The 18756-nt window shown below is 63.8% G+C and carries 16 protein-coding genes; 6 read left to right on the top strand and 10 right to left on the bottom strand.

What is annotated here, in order from left to right; translation table 11 throughout:
* Positions 1–4: 4 nt before the first annotated feature.
* Positions 5–1084 carry a tRNA epoxyqueuosine(34) reductase QueG gene (queG, locus tag ACZ5BO_RS04085; RefSeq protein WP_464698371.1) on the top strand — a complete coding sequence of 360 codons (1080 nt, stop codon included), beginning with the start codon at positions 5–7 and terminating at the stop codon, positions 1082–1084.
* Here queG and ACZ5BO_RS04080 read toward each other — a convergent pair.
* On the bottom strand, positions 1066–1680 hold the full coding sequence (locus ACZ5BO_RS04080; RefSeq protein WP_177330307.1) for a trimeric intracellular cation channel family protein: 615 nt from the start codon (positions 1678–1680) through the stop codon (positions 1066–1068). The two genes, queG and ACZ5BO_RS04080, sit on opposite strands and share 19 nt — an antisense overlap.
* A gap of 116 nt (positions 1681–1796) precedes the next feature.
* Positions 1797–2339, bottom strand: a complete 543-nt coding sequence (gene orn, locus ACZ5BO_RS04075; protein ID WP_025130461.1) for an oligoribonuclease — start codon at positions 2337–2339, stop codon at positions 1797–1799.
* 109 nt (positions 2340–2448) lie between these two features.
* On the opposite strand from orn, the gene rsgA reads away from it, so the two are divergent.
* On the top strand, positions 2449–3480 hold the full coding sequence (rsgA, locus tag ACZ5BO_RS04070) for a small ribosomal subunit biogenesis GTPase RsgA (protein ID WP_025130460.1): 1032 nt from the start codon (positions 2449–2451) through the stop codon (positions 3478–3480).
* Positions 3481–3652: 172 nt separating this feature from the next.
* Here the strand turns inward: rsgA and motB are convergent, their stop codons facing one another.
* Positions 3653–4669 (bottom strand): flagellar motor protein MotB, encoded by a 1017-nt coding sequence (gene motB / locus ACZ5BO_RS04065; RefSeq protein WP_025130459.1) that lies wholly within the window; start codon positions 4667–4669, stop codon positions 3653–3655.
* 3 nt (positions 4670–4672) lie between these two features.
* Entirely contained in the window at positions 4673–5524 is an 852-nt protein-coding gene (gene motA / locus ACZ5BO_RS04060) for a flagellar motor stator protein MotA (protein WP_025130458.1), read from the bottom strand.
* A 166-nt stretch (positions 5525–5690) separates the two neighbouring features.
* Here motA and ACZ5BO_RS04055 point away from each other — a divergent pair, with 166 nt between their 5' ends.
* Genes ACZ5BO_RS04055 through asd form a run of 3 tightly spaced genes read left to right on the top strand, consistent with a single transcriptional unit; the run spans position 5691 to position 8967 of the window.
* Complete coding sequence (locus ACZ5BO_RS04055; protein ID WP_025130457.1) at positions 5691–7229, top strand: HDOD domain-containing protein; 1539 nt, start codon at positions 5691–5693, stop codon at positions 7227–7229.
* 43 nt (positions 7230–7272) lie between these two features.
* A complete protein-coding gene (gene rhdA, locus ACZ5BO_RS04050; protein ID WP_025130456.1) occupies positions 7273–8088 on the top strand; it encodes a thiosulfate sulfurtransferase in 816 nt (271 codons plus the stop codon).
* Between the two features lie 18 nt (positions 8089–8106).
* Positions 8107–8967, top strand: a complete 861-nt coding sequence (gene asd, locus ACZ5BO_RS04045; RefSeq protein WP_025130455.1) for an archaetidylserine decarboxylase — start codon at positions 8107–8109, stop codon at positions 8965–8967.
* An 88-nt stretch (positions 8968–9055) separates the two neighbouring features.
* On the opposite strand, the gene serB is transcribed toward asd, so the two are convergent.
* Positions 9056–10270: a phosphoserine phosphatase SerB gene (serB, locus tag ACZ5BO_RS04040; protein WP_464698366.1), complete on the bottom strand. Its 1215-nt coding sequence runs from the start codon at positions 10268–10270 to the stop codon at positions 9056–9058.
* A gap of 134 nt (positions 10271–10404) precedes the next feature.
* Between serB and ACZ5BO_RS04035 the strand changes: the two genes are divergently transcribed.
* Entirely contained in the window at positions 10405–11946 is a 1542-nt protein-coding gene (locus ACZ5BO_RS04035; RefSeq protein WP_464698364.1) for an AhpA/YtjB family protein, read from the top strand.
* A 216-nt stretch (positions 11947–12162) separates the two neighbouring features.
* Here the strand turns inward: ACZ5BO_RS04035 and ACZ5BO_RS04030 are convergent, their stop codons facing one another.
* The 5 genes from ACZ5BO_RS04030 to parE all read right to left on the bottom strand — a co-directional run bounded on the left by ACZ5BO_RS04030 (position 12163) and on the right by parE (position 18727).
* Positions 12163–12873: a PqiC family protein gene (locus ACZ5BO_RS04030; RefSeq protein ID WP_025130452.1), complete on the bottom strand. Its 711-nt coding sequence runs from the start codon at positions 12871–12873 to the stop codon at positions 12163–12165.
* 179 nt (positions 12874–13052) lie between these two features.
* Positions 13053–15311 (bottom strand): DNA topoisomerase IV subunit A, encoded by a 2259-nt coding sequence (gene parC, locus ACZ5BO_RS04025; protein ID WP_025130451.1) that lies wholly within the window; start codon positions 15309–15311, stop codon positions 13053–13055.
* Positions 15312–15318: 7 nt separating this feature from the next.
* The gene (locus tag ACZ5BO_RS04020; RefSeq protein WP_025130450.1) at positions 15319–15840 is read right to left on the bottom strand and encodes a retropepsin-like aspartic protease family protein; all 522 of its coding nucleotides are present in this window, start codon (positions 15838–15840) and stop codon (positions 15319–15321) included.
* Positions 15837–16820 carry an esterase-like activity of phytase family protein gene (locus ACZ5BO_RS04015; RefSeq protein WP_025130449.1) on the bottom strand — a complete coding sequence of 328 codons (984 nt, stop codon included), beginning with the start codon at positions 16818–16820 and terminating at the stop codon, positions 15837–15839. Before ACZ5BO_RS04015 ends, ACZ5BO_RS04020 begins: the two co-directional genes overlap by 4 nt.
* Entirely contained in the window at positions 16820–18727 is a 1908-nt protein-coding gene (gene parE / locus ACZ5BO_RS04010; RefSeq protein WP_025130448.1) for a DNA topoisomerase IV subunit B, read from the bottom strand. Before parE ends, ACZ5BO_RS04015 begins: the two co-directional genes overlap by 1 nt.
* Between the last annotated feature and the right edge of the window lie 29 nt (positions 18728–18756).

The following is an 18756-nucleotide window of genomic DNA, read 5'->3' as shown; positions in this document are numbered from 1 at the left end:
CCTCATGCCCGCTATTACCCAGGATCTCCCCGCTCTCGCCCAATCGATCAAGGACTGGGGCCGTGAACTGGGCTTTCAACAAGTCGGCATCAGCGGCCTGGACCTGGCCGAGCATGAGCAGCACCTGGAGCGCTGGCTCGCCGCCGGCTACCACGGCGAGATGGAATACATGGGCGCCCACGGCAGCAAGCGCTCCCATCCCGAGCAACTGGTGCCCGGCACCTTGCGAGTGGTTTCGCTGCGCATGGACTACCTGCCCGGCGATACTGAAATGGCAAAGCGCCTCGCCGAGCCTTCCAAGGCCTATGTCTCGCGCTACGCCCTGGGCCGCGACTACCACAAGCTGATCCGCAAACGCGTCCAGCAACTGGCCGAGCGCATCCAGCAAGCCATCGGCCCCTTTGGCTATCGCGCCTTCGTCGACAGCGCTCCAGTGCTGGAGAAAGCCATTGCCGAGCAGGCCGGCCTGGGCTGGATCGGCAAGAACACCCTGGTGCTCAACCGCAAGGCCGGCAGCTACTTCTTCCTCAGCGAACTGTTCGTCGACCTGCCGCTGCCGGTGGACGCCCCACACACCACCGAGCATTGCGGGCGCTGCACCGCCTGCCTGGACATCTGTCCGACCAATGCCTTCGTCGGCCCCTACGTGCTGGATGCACGACGCTGCATCTCCTATCTGACCATCGAGCTGAAAAACGCCATCCCCGAAGACCTGCGCCCACTGATCGGCAACCGGGTATTCGGTTGTGACGACTGCCAGATCGTCTGCCCCTGGAACCGCTTCGCCCGAGCCTCGGGCGAAGGTGACTTCAAGCCGCGGCACAACCTGGACAATGCCGAACTGGCCGAACTGTTCATGTGGGACGAGGACCGGTTCCTCAGCAGCACCGAGGGCTCGCCCTTACGTCGCGCCGGCTACGAGCGCTGGCTGCGCAACCTCGCGGTGGGCCTGGGCAACGCGCCGTCGAGCATTCCGGTGCTGGAGGCCCTCAAGGCCCGCCAGGACTACCCCTCGGAACTGGTGCGCGAGCACGTGCAATGGGCGCTGAACCAGCACGCCAACCGTCAATGCTCGTCGTTATAGACGAACTTGGGCATTTCCCAGTGAAAGCGGATCGCCAACAGGCGCAATAGGAAACCACCGAACAGGGTGACCAGGATCGACTGCTCGCTGGGCAACTGCAGGTAGATGCACAGCATGTAGCACCAGGCCGCGGCGAAGGACACACTGGCATACAGTTCGCGGCGAAAGATCAACGGAATGTCGTTGCAGAAGATATCCCGGAGGATGCCGCCAAAGACCCCGGTGATCACCCCACTGACCGCAGCCACCAGCATGCCATGACCCATTTCCAGTGCGGTCATGCAGCCGATCAGGGTAAAGGCCACCAGCCCCACGGCGTCGAGCACCAGGAACAGCGAGCGCAAGTGGCGCATCAGCGGCGCGATAAAGATCGTCACCAGTGCAGCCACCGAGGTCAGCACCAGGTACTCCGGATGCTTGACCCACGTCAGCGGGTAGTGCCCGAGCAGCACATCACGGACCGAGCCGCCGCCCAGCGCGGTGACGCAGGCAATCAGCACCACGCCAAACCAGTCCATGCCCCGACGACCGGCAGACAGGGCGCCGGTCATGGCTTCGGCGGTAATGGCGATCAGATAAAGCATCAACAGCATGATGGCGGTCCTTACGGGAAGGCGCGCAGTCTACTCAGTTGAAGCAGGCACCAAAAGAGGGCGGTCACGCGGCGCGAGTGATCCACCGCGCCCGCCTGCGAGCAAACCTGTGCTCGCCATCAATACTTGATGAAGTGCTTGCGGTAGTGCTGCAGCTCGGCGATCGAGTCGCGGATGTCGTCCAGCGCCAGGTGGGTGCCACCTTTCTTGAAACTGTCGCGCACGTCCGGCGCCCAGCGCGCGGCAAGCTCCTTGAGGGTCGACACATCAAGGTTGCGGTAATGGAAGTAGCTTTCCAGGTCTTTCATATGGCGATAGAGGAAACGCCGGTCCTGGCAGATGCTGTTGCCGCAGATCGGAGACTTGCCCCTGGGCACCCACTGCTCGAGGAAGGCAATGGTCTGGGCTTCGGCTTCGGCCATGCTGATGCGGCTGTCTCGAACCCGTTGGGTCAGGCCCGAACCGCCGTGCTGGCGGGTGTTCCACTCATCCATGCCGGCGAGGATCTCGTCGCTCTGGTGGATGGCAATGACCGGTCCTTCAGCCAAGGTGTTGAGATTGCTGTCAGTGACAATGGTCGCCATTTCGATGATGACGTCGGTGTCAGGGTTCAGACCGGTCATTTCCAGGTCGATCCAAATCAGGTTCTGCGGGTTTTGCATGGGGTGGGCTCCTCGGCGTAGTTGCGCAGTTTAGCCTAGAGGGCCTGCCCGGCGTGCTAAACTCGCCGCCGTTTTACCCAACCGCCGTAATTATCGACACGGAACACCAATGGCCAAACGCCAGCTCAACCGTCGCCAAAACTGGCGCATCGAAAAGATTCAAGGTGAGCGCGCTGCCCGCGCCGCCAAACGCGAGTCCTCTGCCGTCGAGGCGCTCGAAGGTGGCGACCTGGGTCCGGAACAGACCGGCCTGGTGATTGCCCACTTCGGCGTCCAGGTCGAGGTCGAGGCCCGCGACGGCGAGTTGGCCGGACAGGTATTCCGCTGCTACCTGCGAGCCAACCTGCCGGCCCTGGTGACCGGTGATCAGGTGGTCTGGCGCGCCGGCAACCAGGGCATCGGGGTGATCGTCGCGCAATTGCCGCGCACTACCGAGCTGTGCCGCCCGGACAGCCGTGGCCAGCTCAAGCCGGTGGCGGCCAACGTCGACATGATCGTGATCGTGTTCGCGCCCATGCCCGAGCCCCATGCCAACCTCATCGACCGCTACCTAGTGGCCGCTGAACACGCCGGCATCCGTCCATTGCTGCTGCTGAACAAGGCCGACCTGATCGACGAGCAGAACGCTCCGGCGCTCAACGCGCTGCTGGCGGTCTATCGCCAACTGGGCTATCCGCTGCTGGAAGTCTCGGCGCATCACGGCGACGGCATGGAACAACTGCAAGCCCAGCTGGACGGGCGCATCAGCGTGTTCGTCGGCCAGTCGGGGGTGGGCAAATCCTCCTTGGTCAACAGCCTGCTACCGGAAGTCGAAACCCGGGTCGGGCCGTTGTCGGAGTTCTCCGGCCAGGGCACCCACACCACCACCACCGCGCGACTGTTCCACTTCCCCGGCGGCGGCGAGCTGATCGACTCTCCCGGTATCCGCGAGTTCGGCCTGGGCCATGTCAGCCGGGCCGATGTCGAGGCTGGTTTCATCGAGTTCAACGACCTGCTGGGCACCTGTCGCTTCCGTGACTGCAAGCATGACCGCGAGCCAGGCTGCGCCCTGCTCAAGGCCCTGGAAGACGGACGCATCCAGCAACAGCGGATGAACAGCTACCGCTCGATCCTCGCCAGCCTGCCTGACAGCAGCTACTGAGCCGCCGCCCGTAACTCCGCGCCTGCGCGGAGTTACCCTCGACCTTCGCTCTGGGCTGACAGCAGCCCATGCCAAGCACCTCTACAACACCTCAAGCCCCAGATCCGTCAGGCTCTTCCGAGCCTGCCAGCGCCCACAAAAAAGCCGACATCACAGTCGGCTTTTTTGTCGGTTAGGGCTTCGGCGGCTCGGCGGGTTTCGGCGCCGGATCATCGAAGATATTCAAGCGCTCGCGCAGCTCGTGGGCCGGCAACGGCTCCTGCTCCGGCGGCAGGGCGTTCGGATCCGCCGGAACCTCGCCCGGCGCTCCCGTGCCCTGGGTCGGTACTGGTGCCTCGGGAGCACCTTCACCCTCGATGGCGCGTTGAGCCTTCTTGGTCAGCACCACGATGTCGATACGGCGGTTGATCGGGTTGAACGGGTCCTGGCGATCAAACAGCGACGAGGAGGCATATCCCACGACACGAGCAACCTGGGCATCCGGATAACTCCCAGCCACCAGAGCCCGACGCGCAGCGTTGGCACGGTTGGCAGACAGCTCCCAGTTGCCGAAATCACCGCTGCCCGAGTAAGGCTTGGCATCGGTGTGGCCGCTGATGCTGATCTTGTTCGGCACCGCCTTGATGGTGTCGGCCATGGCCAGCAGGATGTCCTCGAAGTACGGCTTCAGGCGTGCGCTGCCGGAGTCGAACATCGGCCGGTTCTCGGAGTCGATGATCTGGATCCGCAGGCCGTCCGGCGTGATCTCGAAGAGAATCTGGTCCTTGAACTTCTGCAGCTGGGGGTTCTCTTCGACCTTGTTCTGCAGCTCCTGCAGCAACAGTTCCAGGCGCTCGCGCTCCACTTGCTCGGCCATGCCCTCCACCTGATCGGCGTCCACCGTGACCTTGTCCGGCTGTGGCTGGGACTTGATCTCGGGGTTGAGGGTGTTGTCCGGCGCCAGTTCCGGGGAACCACCTAGGTCAATGATGTAGGGCGTGCCGCTTTCCGAGAAGCCGATCGGGTCCTTGAAGTAACCGGCGATGGCGATCTTCTGCTCCGGGGTGGCCGTGGACAGCAGCCACAGCACCAGGAAGAACGCCATCATCGCCGTGGCGAAGTCGGCGAAGGCGATTTTCCAGGCGCCTCCGTGATGTCCGCCAGCGAAGCGCTTGACGCGCTTGATGATAATCGGCTGATTATTTTCCATGACTTAGCGACCGCGGACCGCTTGTTCCAGCTCGGCGAAGCTAGGACGGTGCGCTGGATACAGAACCTTGCGCCCGAACTCCACCGCCAGCGAAGGCGGCATGCCGGAGGCCGAAGCCACCAGGGACGCCTTGATGGCCTCGTAGACATTCAGCTCTTCCTTGGCGTCGTGGGCCAGGGAATGAGCCAGCGGGCCGAAGAAACCATAGGCCGCGAGAATACCGAAGAAGGTACCCACCAGGGCCGCACCTACGTGCAGGCCGATGGACTTCTGGTCGCCGTCCCCCAGGGACGCCATGGTCACCACGATCCCCAGTACGGCCGCGACGATACCGAAACCCGGCATGCCGTCGGCGATCCCGTTGACCGCGTGGGAAGGATGCTCAAGGTCTTCCTTGAGGCTGAACAGTTCCATGTCGAACAGGCCTTCCAGCTCATGGGGGGCCATGTTGCCGGAGGACATGATGCGCAGGTAGTCACAGACGAAGGCCGTCATGCGCTCGTCTTTGAGCACCGCAGGGTACTTGGCGAAAATCGGGCTGGCGGCGGCGTCCTCGATGTCCCCTTCGATGGCCATCATGCCTTCGCGGCGACTCTTGTTGAGGATCTCGTAGATCAGGCCCAGCACTTCCAGGTAGAAGGTGTGGGTGAAGCGCGAACTGAACATGCCCAGGGACTTCTTGAGCACGTGCATGGTCATGTAGCCGGGGTTGGCCTGGAGGAATGCACCCAAGGCAGCCCCGCCAATGATCAGAACCTCGAAAGGCTGGATCAGCGCTGCGATCTTGCCGTGAGAGAGCACGTATCCGCCGAGCACGCTCGCGAATACGACGATGATGCCGATAATTTTAGCCATAGGTAGGAGAGTACTTATTGAGTCGGGTTCAAGGTCATATTCGGAAGTTCTTAAAACTCTTCTTCTACTTATCGGCAAAACTGCGCCAGACTATAGCCAGTTAAGGCGAAAAGCCAGTTTGGCCCGTTCTGGGCGTGTTCACAGCAGACGATGATTGCGCCCGACCATGTCCAATGAAACCAGCGTCCCAACCTCCCCGCCCACCTCTCTAGACGCCTGGGTAAAGCTCCTCAATGCCGTGCGCCTGCCCGTGCCGCAGGTCAGTCATGATCGCGTCTGCAAAGCCATCGCCAACAACCGCAGCTCACTGCGGGACATCGCCGATCTGATGCAGAACAGCCCAGCGCTGGCCCTGAGCGTGATCCGCGAAGCCAACCGCCACTCCCACGGCAGCATGAGCGAGCCGGCAGAAAACCTGGAGATTGCGGTCAATCGCCTGGGCCTCACGCGTACCCAGGAGTTGCTCGAGCAATTACCGACCCTGCCGGAGGCACAAATCCCCCGGGCATTGCGGCAGTTGCAATTGGTCAGCCAGCACGCGTCCCAGCAAGCCAACGGCTTTTTCGCCGGACGCCTGGCCCGCCTGTGGCAGGACATCCACTGGGGCAGCCTGCTGTTTCTGTCGCCGCTATGGGCCATGGCCCTGACCTACCCAAAGCTCCTGGAAGAGTGGGAACTGCGGGTCATCTATAAGCACGAGTCGGCACGGCACGTCGAGATGCAGTTGTTCGGGGTACGGCTGATGGAGCTGTGCCAGGCCCTGGTACAGGCCTGGCACCTGCCGATCTGGGTGCAACAAGGTTACCGGCTGCTGACCCGTGAACAACACCAGTTGGCCAAGGTCATGCTGATCGCCCGCGATGGCGATCATCCACTGCGCCAACAGCAGCGCCTGGACGCCGACCCGGATCTGCAGCGCTGGCTGAATCAGCCGGCCAATTGCGTGCTGCTGGCCAACGGCATGGCGCTGGCCGCGCAGCACTCCTGGAACAACCCCCACGGCCGCCGCTGGCAGAACCTCACCGGGCTGTATCTGCAGATGCCGGTGACCGAGGTCCAGCAACAGCTGCACCAACAGGCCGCCACCAGCGCCCGCAACGACAGCCAGCCCGATCTCTGGCACCCGGCACAGGCACTGCTCTGGCCCTGGGACGCGCGCCGCCTGCACCCGGGCGAACAACCCGCGCCGGCCCCGACCGCCGCAGAGCTGGGCAAATGGCGCAAACTCTGCAGCGAGCTGCTGCTGGACCCCAGCCCCTTTACCAATGCCGTGCACCTCACCGGCTTTGCCCGGGACGCCCTGGCCGCCTGCGGCATGCAGCGAGTCATGCTGTTGATGGTTGATCGCGGCCTGAACCACCTGCGGGTGCAACAGCTGCATGGCTTGCCCCAGGAGGCCGCCGGCCTGACCTTGCAAGCCAAGCAGAGCACGCTGCTGCAACGCCTGCTGGAAAAGTCCGCGCAGGTTCGCATCACCCCAAGCAACCACAGGCAGTTCTCTGCCCATTTGCCAGGCGTCCTGCGCCAGCTGTTTCGTGGCGAACACCTGCTGATGCGCTCCCTGTCGTGCAACGGCCGGGTCCTGATGCTGGCCGTGGCCGACCAAGGCGGAGTGCCGTTCTCGGAAACCAGCGTCCAGGCGTTCGGCAAGACCGCTCAGTGCATTGAAAAAGCCTTGCACAGCTTTACCAACCGCAGCCAATGACGCTTGCGCTACAATCCCTCCCTTTGCGCCCTGGGAACCTGCCATGTCTGAATTCTCTGGCTTGCCGCTGGTCATCGAACCGAGCGACTTGCTCGCCCGTCTCGCTGCCCGCGAACTGATCCTGGTCGACCTGACCAGCGCCGCCCGCTACGCTGCCGGGCATATTCCCGGGGCACGCTTCATCGACCCCAAGCGCACCCAGCTCGGCCAGGCCCCGGCCCCGGGCCTGCTGCCGCCGCAGTCCGCCCTCGAGGCGCTGTTCGGCGAGCTCGGGCACAACCCGGACGCGGTCTACGTGGTCTATGACGACGAAGGCGGCGGCTGGGCCGGACGCTTCATCTGGTTGCTGGACGTCATCGGTCATCAGCGCTACCACTATCTGGACGGCGGCCTGCCTGCCTGGCTCGCAGAGGGCCTGCCGCTAGCCACCGAGGTTCCCGCCTCGAAAGGCGGCCCCGTACCACTGACCCTGCATGACGAACCCACAGCCACCCGCGAGTACCTGCAAAGCCGCCTCGGCGCCGCTGACCTGGCGATCTGGGACGCTCGCGGGCCGCTGGAGTATTCCGGCGAGAAGGTCCTGGCCGCCAAGGGCGGGCACATCCCCGGTGCGGTGAACTTCGAGTGGACCGCCGGGATGGATCAGGCGCGCCATTTGCGCATCCGCCGCGACATGCCACAGATCCTTGCGGACCTGGGCATCAGCAAAGACAAAGAAGTGATCACCCACTGCCAGACCCACCACCGCTCCGGCTTCACCTACCTGGTGGCCAAGGCGCTGGGCTACCCACGGGTCAAGGGCTACGCCGGCTCCTGGGGCGAATGGGGCAATCATCCCGATACGCCCGTAGAGATTTGAGTTTTTTAAGGACACCCAATGAAAAAGCGTCTGTTCATCATCAGCCAGTACCTGCTGCCTCACCACCTGCTGTCGCGCCTGGCCGGCTGCATTGCCGAGTGCCGCGTGCGCTGGTTCAAGAATGCCTTCACCAGCTGGTTCGCCAAGCAGTATCAGGTGAACATGTCCGAGGCCCAAGTGGAGGACGTGACCGCCTATGAGCACTTCAACGCCTTCTTCACCCGCGCCCTGAAAGACGGTGCACGGCCACTGGACCCGACCCCGGGCGCGGTTCTCAGCCCCGCCGATGGTGCAGTCAGCCAGCTGGGCCCGATCGAGCATGGCCGGGTATTCCAAGCCAAGGGCCACAGCTACAGCGTGCTGGAACTGCTGGGCGGCGATCCGACCCTGGCCCAGCCGTTCATGGGCGGCGACTTTGCCACCATCTACCTGTCGCCCAAGGACTATCACCGTGTGCACATGCCATTGGCCGGCACCCTGCGGGAAATGGTCTATGTGCCCGGCCGGATCTTCTCGGTCAACCAGACCACCGCGGAAAACGTCCCCGAGCTGTTTGCCCGCAACGAGCGCGTCGTGTGCATCTTCGACACCGAGCGCGGGCCAATGGCGCTGGTGCTGGTGGGCGCAATGATCGTCGCCTCGATCGAAACCGTCTGGGCCGGCCTGGTGACGCCGCCCAAGCGCGAACTCAAGACCGTGCGCTACGACGAAGCCGCACGGGCGCCAATCCACCTGGAGAAAGGCGCCGAGATGGGCCGCTTCAAGCTGGGCTCCACCGCCATCGTGCTGTTTGGTCCGGATCAGGTGAAATGGGCCGAAGAACTGGCAGCCGGTTCGCCGGTACAGATGGGCCAGCGCCTGGGCGAGCCCAAGGCCTGACGCAGGAAGAACGAATAAAAAAACGCCGCTGAATCAGCGGCGTTTTTTTTATCGGGGCAGTTTTCACCCCACCCGGGATGAGAGCGGCTCAGAGCTGCCCGTCACGATCGCGGAACCCCAACAGGTACAGCACGCCATCCAGGCCCAGGGTCGAGATCGCCTGCTTGGCCGACTGCTTGACCAGCGGCTTGGCGCGGAACGCCACCCCTAGACCGGCAATGGCCAGCATCGGCAGGTCGTTGGCACCATCACCGACGGCAATGGTCTGCTCCAGGCGCAGGCCCTCCTTGTGGGCCAGTTCGCGCAGCAGGTCGGCCTTGCGCTGGGCGTCGACAATCGGCTCCACGGCTACGCCGGTCACCTTGCCATCCAGCACTTCCAGCTCGTTGGCGAACACGTAGTCGATGCCCAGCTTGGCTTGCAATTGCTTGGCGAAGTAGGTGAAGCCGCCGGAGAGGATCGCGGTTTTGTAACCCAGGCGCTTGAGTTCGGCGAACAGGGTTTCGGCCCCCTCGGTCAGGCGCAACGAGGCGCCGATGGAGTCCAGCACCTTGACGTCCAGGCCCTTGAGCAGCGCCAGGCGCTCCTTGAAGCTGGCACGAAAATCCAGCTCGCCTGCCATGGCCCGCTCGGTGATTTCCGCCACCTGGTCGCCCACTCCCGCCGCCTTGGCCAACTCGTCGATGACCTCCGCCTCGATCAGTGTCGAGTCCATGTCGAACACCGCCAGGCGCCGGTTGCGGCGGAACAGCGAGTCTTCCTGGAAGGCGATATCGACGTTCAGTTCCTGGGCCACACTGAGGAACTCGGCCCGGAGGGCTTGAGGATCGGCGGCTTCGCCCCGCACCGAGAACTCGATGCAGCCCTTGCCCTGATCGGCCGGCATGTCCAGGGGCATGCGCCCGGACAGGCGATCGATATGGTCGATGTTCAACCCATACTGGGCGGTGATCGAACTCACCCGCTGCAACTGCTCGGCGGTGACCTTGCGGGTCAGCAGGGTGACGATATGGCGCTTCTTGCCCTGCCCGTCGACCCACTGCTGGTAGTCCGCCTCGGAAACCGGAGTGAAGCGCACCTGCTGGTCGAGCTTGTAGGCGGTGAACAGAATGTCCTTGAGCACCGACGAGCTCTGCTCGTTGCTCGGGATTTCAACCAGGATGCCGAACGACAGGGTGTCGTGGATCACCGCCTGACCGATGTCGAGAATGTTCACACCACCCTGGGCCAGAACGCCGGTAATGGCCGCAGTCAGACCGGGACGATCTTCGCCGGTGATGTTTATCAGGACAATTTCACGCAAGGCGCACCCCCGCAGGTGGAAAAAAAGCGCATTCTACCCACTTTCGGTGACCATCGGGCACAGCCAGCGCTTTGCCGGTCTAGGGCCTGTCGCTATACTGCGCGTCAACTTCACGGACAAAAGAGCCGAGCTCAGTGAACCGGCCCACGCCAGTTAAAACCGATAACTTCTTCCTGCTGATCTTCCGTGCACTGCGCCACCGCCGTGTGCCGATTGCATTGCGCATTGCCAGCCATAACGTGATCCTGGTCGCCCTGGCCCTGGTGATCTATGCCGGCGTGATGGGCCTGCAGTTCAAGCAAGCCATGCACGAACAAGCCGACGCCCTGGGTCAGAGCCTGACCACCCAGACCGCCACCTCGGCCACCGAGCTGCTGGTGTCCAACGACATCCTCAGCCTCAATGTCCTGCTCAACAACCTGACCAAGAACCCGCTGGTGGCCCACGCGGCGATCTACAGTGTCGACAACCGCATCCTCGCCGAGGCCGGCCAGCGCCCGAAAAGCAGCCTGCTGGGTGAAACCGAGGGCGTTTACCAGACCAAGATCACCTTCCAGGACGTGACCGCCGGCAACCTGCGGATCAGCCTGGACATGGCCCAGTTCCAGCAACCGATGACCATCAGCCTGCAGAGCATGGGCATCCTCAGCGCCATCCTGCTGGCCCTGGCATTGGCCCTGAGCCTGCGCCTGGGGCGGCACATCTCCACTCCGCTGCTGCAACTGCGGGTCTGGCTGCGGGACCTGGACGAGCACACCCCGGCGATCCAGCGCCAGGACGAAATCGGCGACCTGGCGCGTCAGCTGCACGCACGCCTGGTACCCGAGAAACCCGAGCCCGAACCCCAGCCGGAAGCAGACCACGACGCCTATGAGGATGCCGAGGAAGACGAACCGGCCTTCGAAGTGCGCAACCTGCGCGACCCAAGCTTTGACGAAAGCGCCCCGATCGCCGGCCTCAAGCCTGCGCCGCGGCATCAGGTCAACGCCGAAGAAGATGAACAGGACGAAGAAGACCCTTTCGCCGACCTGCGCGATCACTCGTCGGCTCCTGCCGCCAAACCCCAGCCGCCGCTACAGCCTCAGACTCCGACACAACCTCAGCACAGTGCCGTGCTGGCCGTGCAACTGGGCGCCCAGGAACAACTGCGCCGCCTGCCCCGCGCGCGCCTGATGGAATTGCTGGAGCGCTATCGCGACTGCCTCGACCAGGCTGCGTCGCTGTACCAGAGCGAACTGCACACCCTGAACGACGGTAGCACCTTGATGCTGTTCCACAGCGAAGACAGCGGCGACGACTACCTGACCAACGCCATCTGCTGCGGCGAGCTGCTGCGCGCCCTGGGCCACGCCCTGCAGATCGAAGTGGCGGACAGCGGCATCACCCTGCAACTGCAGTTGGGCCTGACCCTGGGTGACGAGCTGTTCGGCCTGAGCCAGATCGACCTGCTGCTGACCGAGACTGCCCAGGACGCCCTGGCCCTGTCCCAGCACAGCCGCAACCTGCTGCTGGTGGAGCGCAAGATCAACGACGACGCACTGATTCGTCAGCGGGCGCGTATCCGTCCGATCGCCAGTCCGGAAGGCGCTTGCTGTGTCGAGCGGCTGATGGAGCCCTATCCGTCGATGCTGGAACGGCAACTGGCACGCATGCATGAGACACGGGCCAAGCTGTAAGGCTGAAGCCGTGCAAGAAAACGCCCGCCCAGTGCGGGCTTTTTTGTGCCTGGCTGGCGGGTGGTGTGGCGCCCTTCGCTGGCACGCCAGCTCCTACAACAGCCCTGGCGAACTGGGTAGCAGCCGGCTTGCCGGCGAAGGCAATCGACCAGACACGCTCACTGCAGAAACGACAAGGCCCGCCAATGGGCGGGCCTGGTCTTGCAGCCAATCACCTCAGAACCTGAACACTTCCATGTCCGTGCGGATCGGCGTGGCCATCGGAATCTTCGGCTGCTTCTCCTGCTCTGTCGGCTTGGCCACCGGCGCCGGTGGCGCCTTGCGTGGCACTTCGGCCACTGCTGGCTGGTTGGCCAGGGGCTTGAGGGCGCCCGACAATTGCTCGGCCAGGCGCTGCAACAACACGCCTTGAGCCTGGACCTGGGAGGCCGTGGTGCCTGCGTGCTGCTCCTGCAGGTGAACGATGCGGTTATCCCGCACCTGGCCACGACGGTCGATCAGGCGCCATTGCGCATCCAGCACCGCCGGCTGCGACTTGCCCGAATCCAGGCGGGTGATCGACAGCAACACCTGTACATCCGGGGTGAAGCCGCTGGTGGCCGGGGCCAACACCACACGCTGGCTGTCCAGGTGGCCAGCCACCTGGCGCAGCAGCAACTGGTCGATGTCCGAGGACAGGCTGCCGGCCCAACGACCGTCGGTCGAGGCTTGCAGGCTGCCATCATCCTGGCGTTGCAGAAGGGTTTCACGTTGCAGGTAATCGGCGATCAGCACCGGGCCCAGCAATACCGACATGCCGGCGCTGGCCGGCTGGGCTGGACTTCCGCTGTCCAGCTGATACAGCGACACCGGCTGGTGTACGCTGCAACCCGCCAGGCCAAGAACGCCAGCGAGCAAGAAAACAAAAGGAAGGCGCAGAGCAGTCATCATCCCATCCAGGTGGCGGCCACAAGGCTAGCCACAGTGTAAATACTCAAAAAAACCTGAATAACGCCCAGCCACGCTGGCGTTTGAAAGCGCATATCATCCGTGAATATGCGCCATGACTCCAGTGTTCTAGCGTCGATCCAGCGCTTAAATCGCAGATCGAGCGCTCTAGCCCGCCCTTAATTGAGAGTCTCTACCAATAAGGCATCGACCCGCTGGAAACCGCGAGGCAATTTGTTGCCACGGCGCCCACGCTCGCCCTTGTAGTGCTCAAGGTCGTCAGCCTTCAGCGACAGGGTGCGCTTGCCGGCCTGCAGGACCAGGGTCGCGCCATCGGGCAGCACCGCGATGTCGGTCACGTACTCTTCGCGGCTGGCCACTCGCTCACCGGGAATGCCGATGATCTTGTTGCCCTTGCCCTTGCCCAGCTGCGGCAGGTCGCTGATCTTGAACACCAGCAGGCGACCTTCGGTGGTCACCGAGGCCAGCCAGTTCTGCTCACGATCGGCCACCGGCCGTGGTGCCAGGACCTTGGCGTTGTTCGGCAGGCTCAACAGTGCCTTGCCCGCCTTGTTCTTGGCCTGCAGGTCCTCGCCCTTGACCACGAAACCGTAGCCGGCGTCGGAGGCAATCACATACAGCGCATCGTCATCGGGCAGCAGCACGCACTCGAACGTTGCCCCCGGCGGCGGCGTCAGGCGGCCGGTCAACGGCTCGCCCTGGCCACGGGCCGACGGCAAGGTGTGGGCTGCCACCGAATAACTGCGACCGGTGGAGTCGATGAACACCGCAAACTGGTTGGAACGCCCGGCAGCCGCGGTCTTGTAACCATCGCCGGCCTTGTAGGACAAACCAGTGGCGTCAATATCATGCCCCTTGGCGCAGCGGACCCAGCCTTTTTCCGACAGAACGATGGTCACCGGTTCAGTCGGCATCAGCTCGTTTTCCGACAGCGCCTTGGCTTCCGCCCGGGCAACGATCGGCGAACGGCGATCGTCGCCATAAGTTTCAGCGTCTTGCAGCAATTCGGTGCGCACCAGCTTCTTCAGCTTGGCTTCGCTGTTGAGCAGGGCCTGCAGCTTGGCCTGCTCCTTGAGCAGCTCATCCTGCTCGGCCCGCAACTTCATTTCTTCCAACCGCGCCAACTGCCGCAGGCGGGTGTCGAGGATGTAGTCGGCCTGGATCTCGCTGAGGGCAAAACGCTCGATCAGCTTGGCCCGCGGGTGCTCCTCGGTACGGATGATGTGGATCACTTCATCCAGATTGAGGTAGGCGATCAGCAAGCCGTCCAACAGGTGCAGGCGACGCTCGACCTTGTCCAGGCGGAACTGCAGGCGCCGGCGCACGGTGGCGACCCGGAACTCCAGCCATTCCACCAGCAGGGCTCGCAGGTTCTTCAACTGCGGCTTGCCGTCCAGGCCGATGATGTTGACGTTGACCCGGTAAGTGGACTCCAGCTCGGTGGTGGCGAACAGGTGCTGCATCAGCTCCTCGGGATCGACCCGGTTGGAGCGCGGGATGATCACGATGCGGCACGGGTTCTCGTGGTCCGACTCGTCCCGCAGGTCAGCCACCATTGGCAGCTTCTTGGCCTGCATCTGCGCGGCGATCTGCTCCAGCACCTTGGCCCCGGAGACCTGGTGCGGCAACGCGGTGACGATGATGTCGCCATCTTCGACGCGGTACACGGCGCGCATGCGCACCGAGCCACGGCCGGTCTCATAGATCTTCAGCAGGTCGGCGCGGGGGGTGATGATTTCCGCTTCGGTGGGGTAATCCGGGCCCTGGATATGCTCACAGAGCTGCTCCACCGTGGCCTTGGGCTCGTCCAGCAGGCGCACGCAAGCGGACGCCACTTCCCGCAGGTTGTGGGGCGGCACGTCGGTGGCCATGCCCACGGCGATGCCGGTGGTGCCGTTGAGCAGGATGTTCGGCAAGCGGGCCGGCAATACCAGCGGCTCCTGCAGCGTGCCATCGAAGTTCGGCCCCCAGTCGGCGGTGCCCTGCCCGAGCTCGCTGAGCAGCACTTCGGAGTAGCGCGACAGGCGCGCCTCGGTATAACGCATGGCGGCGAAGGACTTGGGATCGTCCGGTGCACCCCAGTTGCCCTGGCCGTCCACCAGCGTGTAGCGGTAGCTGAACGGCTGGGCCATCAGCACCATGGCCTCGTAGCAGGCCGAGTCGCCGTGGGGGTGGAACTTGCCCAGTACGTCACCCACGGTACGCGCGGATTTCTTGTGCTTGGAGTCGGCATCCAGCCCCAGCTCGCTCATGGCGTAGACGATACGCCGCTGTACCGGTTTCAGGCCGTCGCCGATATGCGGCAGAGCACGGTCCATGATCACGTACATGGAGTAGTTGAGGTAGGCATTTTCGGTGAAGTCAGCCAGTGACCGGCGTTCTACGCCATCCAGGCTGAGATCAAGGGAGTCGCTCATGCGGGCCTCATTGGTTCGTGGTCTGGCGCAGCAGCATGGTGCCGCCACGCTGAGTGAATTCAAGTTTCTTCAAAGCGCTCATGCCCAGCAAGACCTGCTCGCCATCGAGCCCCGGAGCCACCAGGGCCCGGACATCCCGCAGGACAATGTCCCCCAGTTGCAGACGGTCGATGCGGGTCCGGTAACCCTCGCTGCGCCCGTTGGCGGTACTCAGGGTGACCGGCACCCCGCGTTCCAGGCCCAGGCGCTCGGCCAGCCCGGAAGGAATCGATACCTCGGTAGCACCGGTATCGAGCATGAACTGCACCGGCTGGCCGTTGATATGGCCGCTGGCGACGAAATGCCCCTGGCTGTTGCCGACCAGTTGCACTTCGATGTAACCCTCATGTTGTTGCGAACTGACGACGGTGTTGGGATTTTCCTGACGAGCTTCCCAATCGGCGAAAAAACGCGTGGCCAGGAACAGCGCCGCGGCCCAGGCCATGATCAGCATCACTCGCCCGGCACTCTTGCCCGGTTGCTGGCTCATGGCTTGCTACTCCAGCCACCTTCAGGAGCGGCAAAGCGCCAGACGATGGGGCGTGCCTCGCCATCGGCGCGGGCGCCGTTGTTGTTGTCCACACCGATCCAGGCCCCCTTGGCGTCTACCACCAGGGCTTCCGTCAGCCCGTAGGGCTGTGGATAACGTCGATGCGCCACCAGCGCCTGGGCAGCAAACGACCAGCACTGCTCGACCTTGGCGCTCAGCGCATCCCGGCGACAGATCTGGTAGGCGTTGCGCTCCAGGGTGAACAGCTTGCCGTCAAACAGTGACAGGTCGGCAAAATCCCGGGACACCGCCTTGGCGTCGGGCACCTGTGCTGGCTGCATTTCCGAACCGGCTTCGCTGAGCAGCACGCAACCGCCATCGCAATCCCAGGTGGTCTGCCCGCGCTTGATCAACAACAGCCCGCGCCGCTCGCGCTCCGCCGCCAGCCAGATCCGGTCGCCGGCGGGGTTCACCGCCAGGCCCTCGAACAAGGCATTGAAGTGCAGGAGCATGCCACTGGCCCGAGCCTCGCGAACCATGATCGGCGAGATCTTCAACCAGGCCGGAGCGCCTTGCGCCGGCACTTGCAACACCGCGGCATGAGCTTCGCTGACCAGGTACTTGTTGCCGGCGGCATCGCAGGAGATGCCCTCGAAATCCAGATCGCCACCGCGCACGAAGGACGCCGCCCAGGTCCGCGACTTCAACCCCCAGGGCAAGCCGCTGTCGGGCACCGCAGGCACTTCCAGCTTGACGGTCTCGGCCTGCCAGACGCTGTCGCGGGTATCGAGCTTGTAGATTTGATCGTCATCGCGGTCGGAGACCGTCCACAAATCCTGGCCACAGAGCGCCAGCCCGGACAGATTGCCGCCGCGCATGCCCTCAACGGGATGCTCGGACAACAAGCTCAGTTCGGGCATCGGCGCGGCCACCACCGAGGTTGCCAATAGCGCTAGAGCCAGGGCAAAACCTCTGTGCATCAGGCCAACACCTCGGCCAGGTTGCCCTTGGACTCCAGCCAGGACTTGCGATCACCGGCGCGTTTCTTCGCCAGCAGCATGTCCATCATTTCCGAAGTCGCGGCAAAGTCCTCGCCGAGGGTCAACTGCACCAGACGCCGGGTGTTCGGGTCCATGGTGGTTTCGCGCAGTTGCGGCGGGTTCATTTCACCCAGGCCCTTGAATCGGGTGACTTGCGGCTTACCACGCTTCTTCTCGGCCACCAGGCGATCGAGAATGCCATCGCGCTCGGCCTCGTCGAGGGCGTAGTAGATTTCCTTGCCCAGGTCGATGCGGTACAGCGGCGGCATGGCCACGTAAACGTGCCCGGCATCCACCAGCGGGCGGAAATGCTGGACGAACAGGGCACAGAGCAAGGTGGCGATGTGCAGGCCGTCGGAGTCGGCGTCGGCGAGGATGCAGATCTTGCCGTAGCGCAGTTGGCTCATGTCCTCGGCGCCCGGATCGACCCCGATGGCCACAGCGATGTTGTGCACTTCCTGGCTGGCCAGGACTTCGCTGCCGTCCACTTCCCAGGTGTTGAGGATCTTGCCGCGCAACGGCAGGATCGCCTGGAATTCCTTGTCTCGTGCCTGCTTGGCCGAACCGCCGGCGGAGTCACCCTCCACCAGGAACAGCTCGGAGCGCATCGGGTCCTGGCCGGCGCAATCCGCCAGCTTGCCCGGCAGCGCCGGGCCCTGGGTAATGCGCTTGCGCTCGACTTTCTTGCTGGCCTTCAGGCGACGACCGGCGTTGCTGATGGCCAGCTCCGCCAGTTGCATGCCCAGCTCGGGGTTGGCGTTGAGCCACAGGCTGAAGGCGTCCTTGACCACGCCGGAAACGAAGGCCGCGGCCTCGCGGGACGACAGGCGTTCCTTGGTCTGGCCGGAGAATTGCGCGTCCTGCATCTTCATCGACAGGACAAAGGCGATGCGCTCCCAGACGTCTTCCGGGGCCAGCTTGAGGCCGCGGGGCAGCAGGTTGCGGAACTCGCAGAACTCGCGCATGGCGTCCAGCAAGCCCTGGCGCAAACCGTTGACGTGGGTGCCGCCCTGGGCCGTGGGGATCAGGTTGACGTAGCTTTCCTGGACGCTGTCGCCACCTTCGGGCAGCCACAGCAGGGCCCAGTCCACCGCTTCCTTGTTACCCGCCAGGCTGCCGCAGAACGGCTCGTCCGGCAGGCGCTCGAATTCGCTGACCGCATCCACCAGGTAGGAGCGCAGGCCGTCTTCGTAGTGCCATTCGACCTTCTCGCCGCTGGACTTGTCTTCGAAGCTGACCAGCAGCCCCGGGCACAGCACAGCCTTGGCCTTGAGCACGTGCTTGAGGCGGCTGACGGAAAATTTCGGCGAATCGAAGTATTTCGGGTCCGGCGCAAAGAACACACTGGTGCCGGTGTTGCGCTTGCCCACGGTGCCGACCACTTCCAGCTCGGTGGCCTTGTAGCCGTCGGCGAAGGTCATCTGGTATTCGTTGCCGTCGCGCTTGACCCGCACCCGCACCTGGTTCGACAGGGCGTTGACCACGGAAATACCCACCCCGTGCAGACCGCCGGAGAACTGGTAGTTCTTGTTGGAGAACTTGCCCCCCGCATGGAGCTTGGTGAGGATCAGCTCGATCCCGGACACGCCCTCTTCCGGGTGGATGTCCACGGGCATGCCGCGGCCGTCATCGGAGACTTCCAGGGAATGGTCGGCGTGCAGGATGACCTGTATCGACTTCGCATGGCCGGCCAGGGCTTCGTCGACACTGTTGTCGATGACTTCCTGGGCCAGGTGGTTGGGCCGCGTGGTGTCGGTATACATGCCCGGGCGTTTGCGCACCGGGTCGAGTCCCGAGAGGACTTCGATGGCGTCTGCGTTATAAGAGCTAGCGCTGGGAGTGGCCATGGGTTCTCGTCGTTAGTCGTTCAATGAAT

The sequence above is a fragment of the Pseudomonas sp. FFPRI_1 genome (assembly GCF_055384485.1).
Note: the sequence above shows the minus strand (reverse complement) of the source record. Positions and strands in the feature narration are given on the sequence as shown.

Excerpts from the sequence above, each read along its gene's own strand:
- queG (WP_464698371.1), top strand. The coding sequence starts at position 5 with ATGCCCGCTATTACCCAGGATCTCCCCGCTCTCGCCCAATCGATCAAG.
- orn (WP_025130461.1), bottom strand. The coding sequence starts at position 2,339 with ATGCAAAACCCGCAGAACCTGATTTGGATCGACCTGGAAATGACCGGT.
- rsgA (WP_025130460.1), top strand. The coding sequence starts at position 2,449 with ATGGCCAAACGCCAGCTCAACCGTCGCCAAAACTGGCGCATCGAAAAG.
- motB (WP_025130459.1), bottom strand. The coding sequence starts at position 4,669 with ATGGAAAATAATCAGCCGATTATCATCAAGCGCGTCAAGCGCTTCGCT.
- motA (WP_025130458.1), bottom strand. The coding sequence starts at position 5,524 with ATGGCTAAAATTATCGGCATCATCGTCGTATTCGCGAGCGTGCTCGGC.
- ACZ5BO_RS04055 (WP_025130457.1), top strand. The coding sequence starts at position 5,691 with ATGTCCAATGAAACCAGCGTCCCAACCTCCCCGCCCACCTCTCTAGAC.
- rhdA (WP_025130456.1), top strand. The coding sequence starts at position 7,273 with ATGTCTGAATTCTCTGGCTTGCCGCTGGTCATCGAACCGAGCGACTTG.
- asd (WP_025130455.1), top strand. The coding sequence starts at position 8,107 with ATGAAAAAGCGTCTGTTCATCATCAGCCAGTACCTGCTGCCTCACCAC.
- ACZ5BO_RS04030 (WP_025130452.1), bottom strand. The coding sequence starts at position 12,873 with ATGACTGCTCTGCGCCTTCCTTTTGTTTTCTTGCTCGCTGGCGTTCTT.
- parC (WP_025130451.1), bottom strand. The coding sequence starts at position 15,311 with ATGAGCGACTCCCTTGATCTCAGCCTGGATGGCGTAGAACGCCGGTCA.
- ACZ5BO_RS04020 (WP_025130450.1), bottom strand. The coding sequence starts at position 15,840 with ATGAGCCAGCAACCGGGCAAGAGTGCCGGGCGAGTGATGCTGATCATG.
- ACZ5BO_RS04015 (WP_025130449.1), bottom strand. The coding sequence starts at position 16,820 with ATGCACAGAGGTTTTGCCCTGGCTCTAGCGCTATTGGCAACCTCGGTG.
- parE (WP_025130448.1), bottom strand. The coding sequence starts at position 18,727 with ATGGCCACTCCCAGCGCTAGCTCTTATAACGCAGACGCCATCGAAGTC.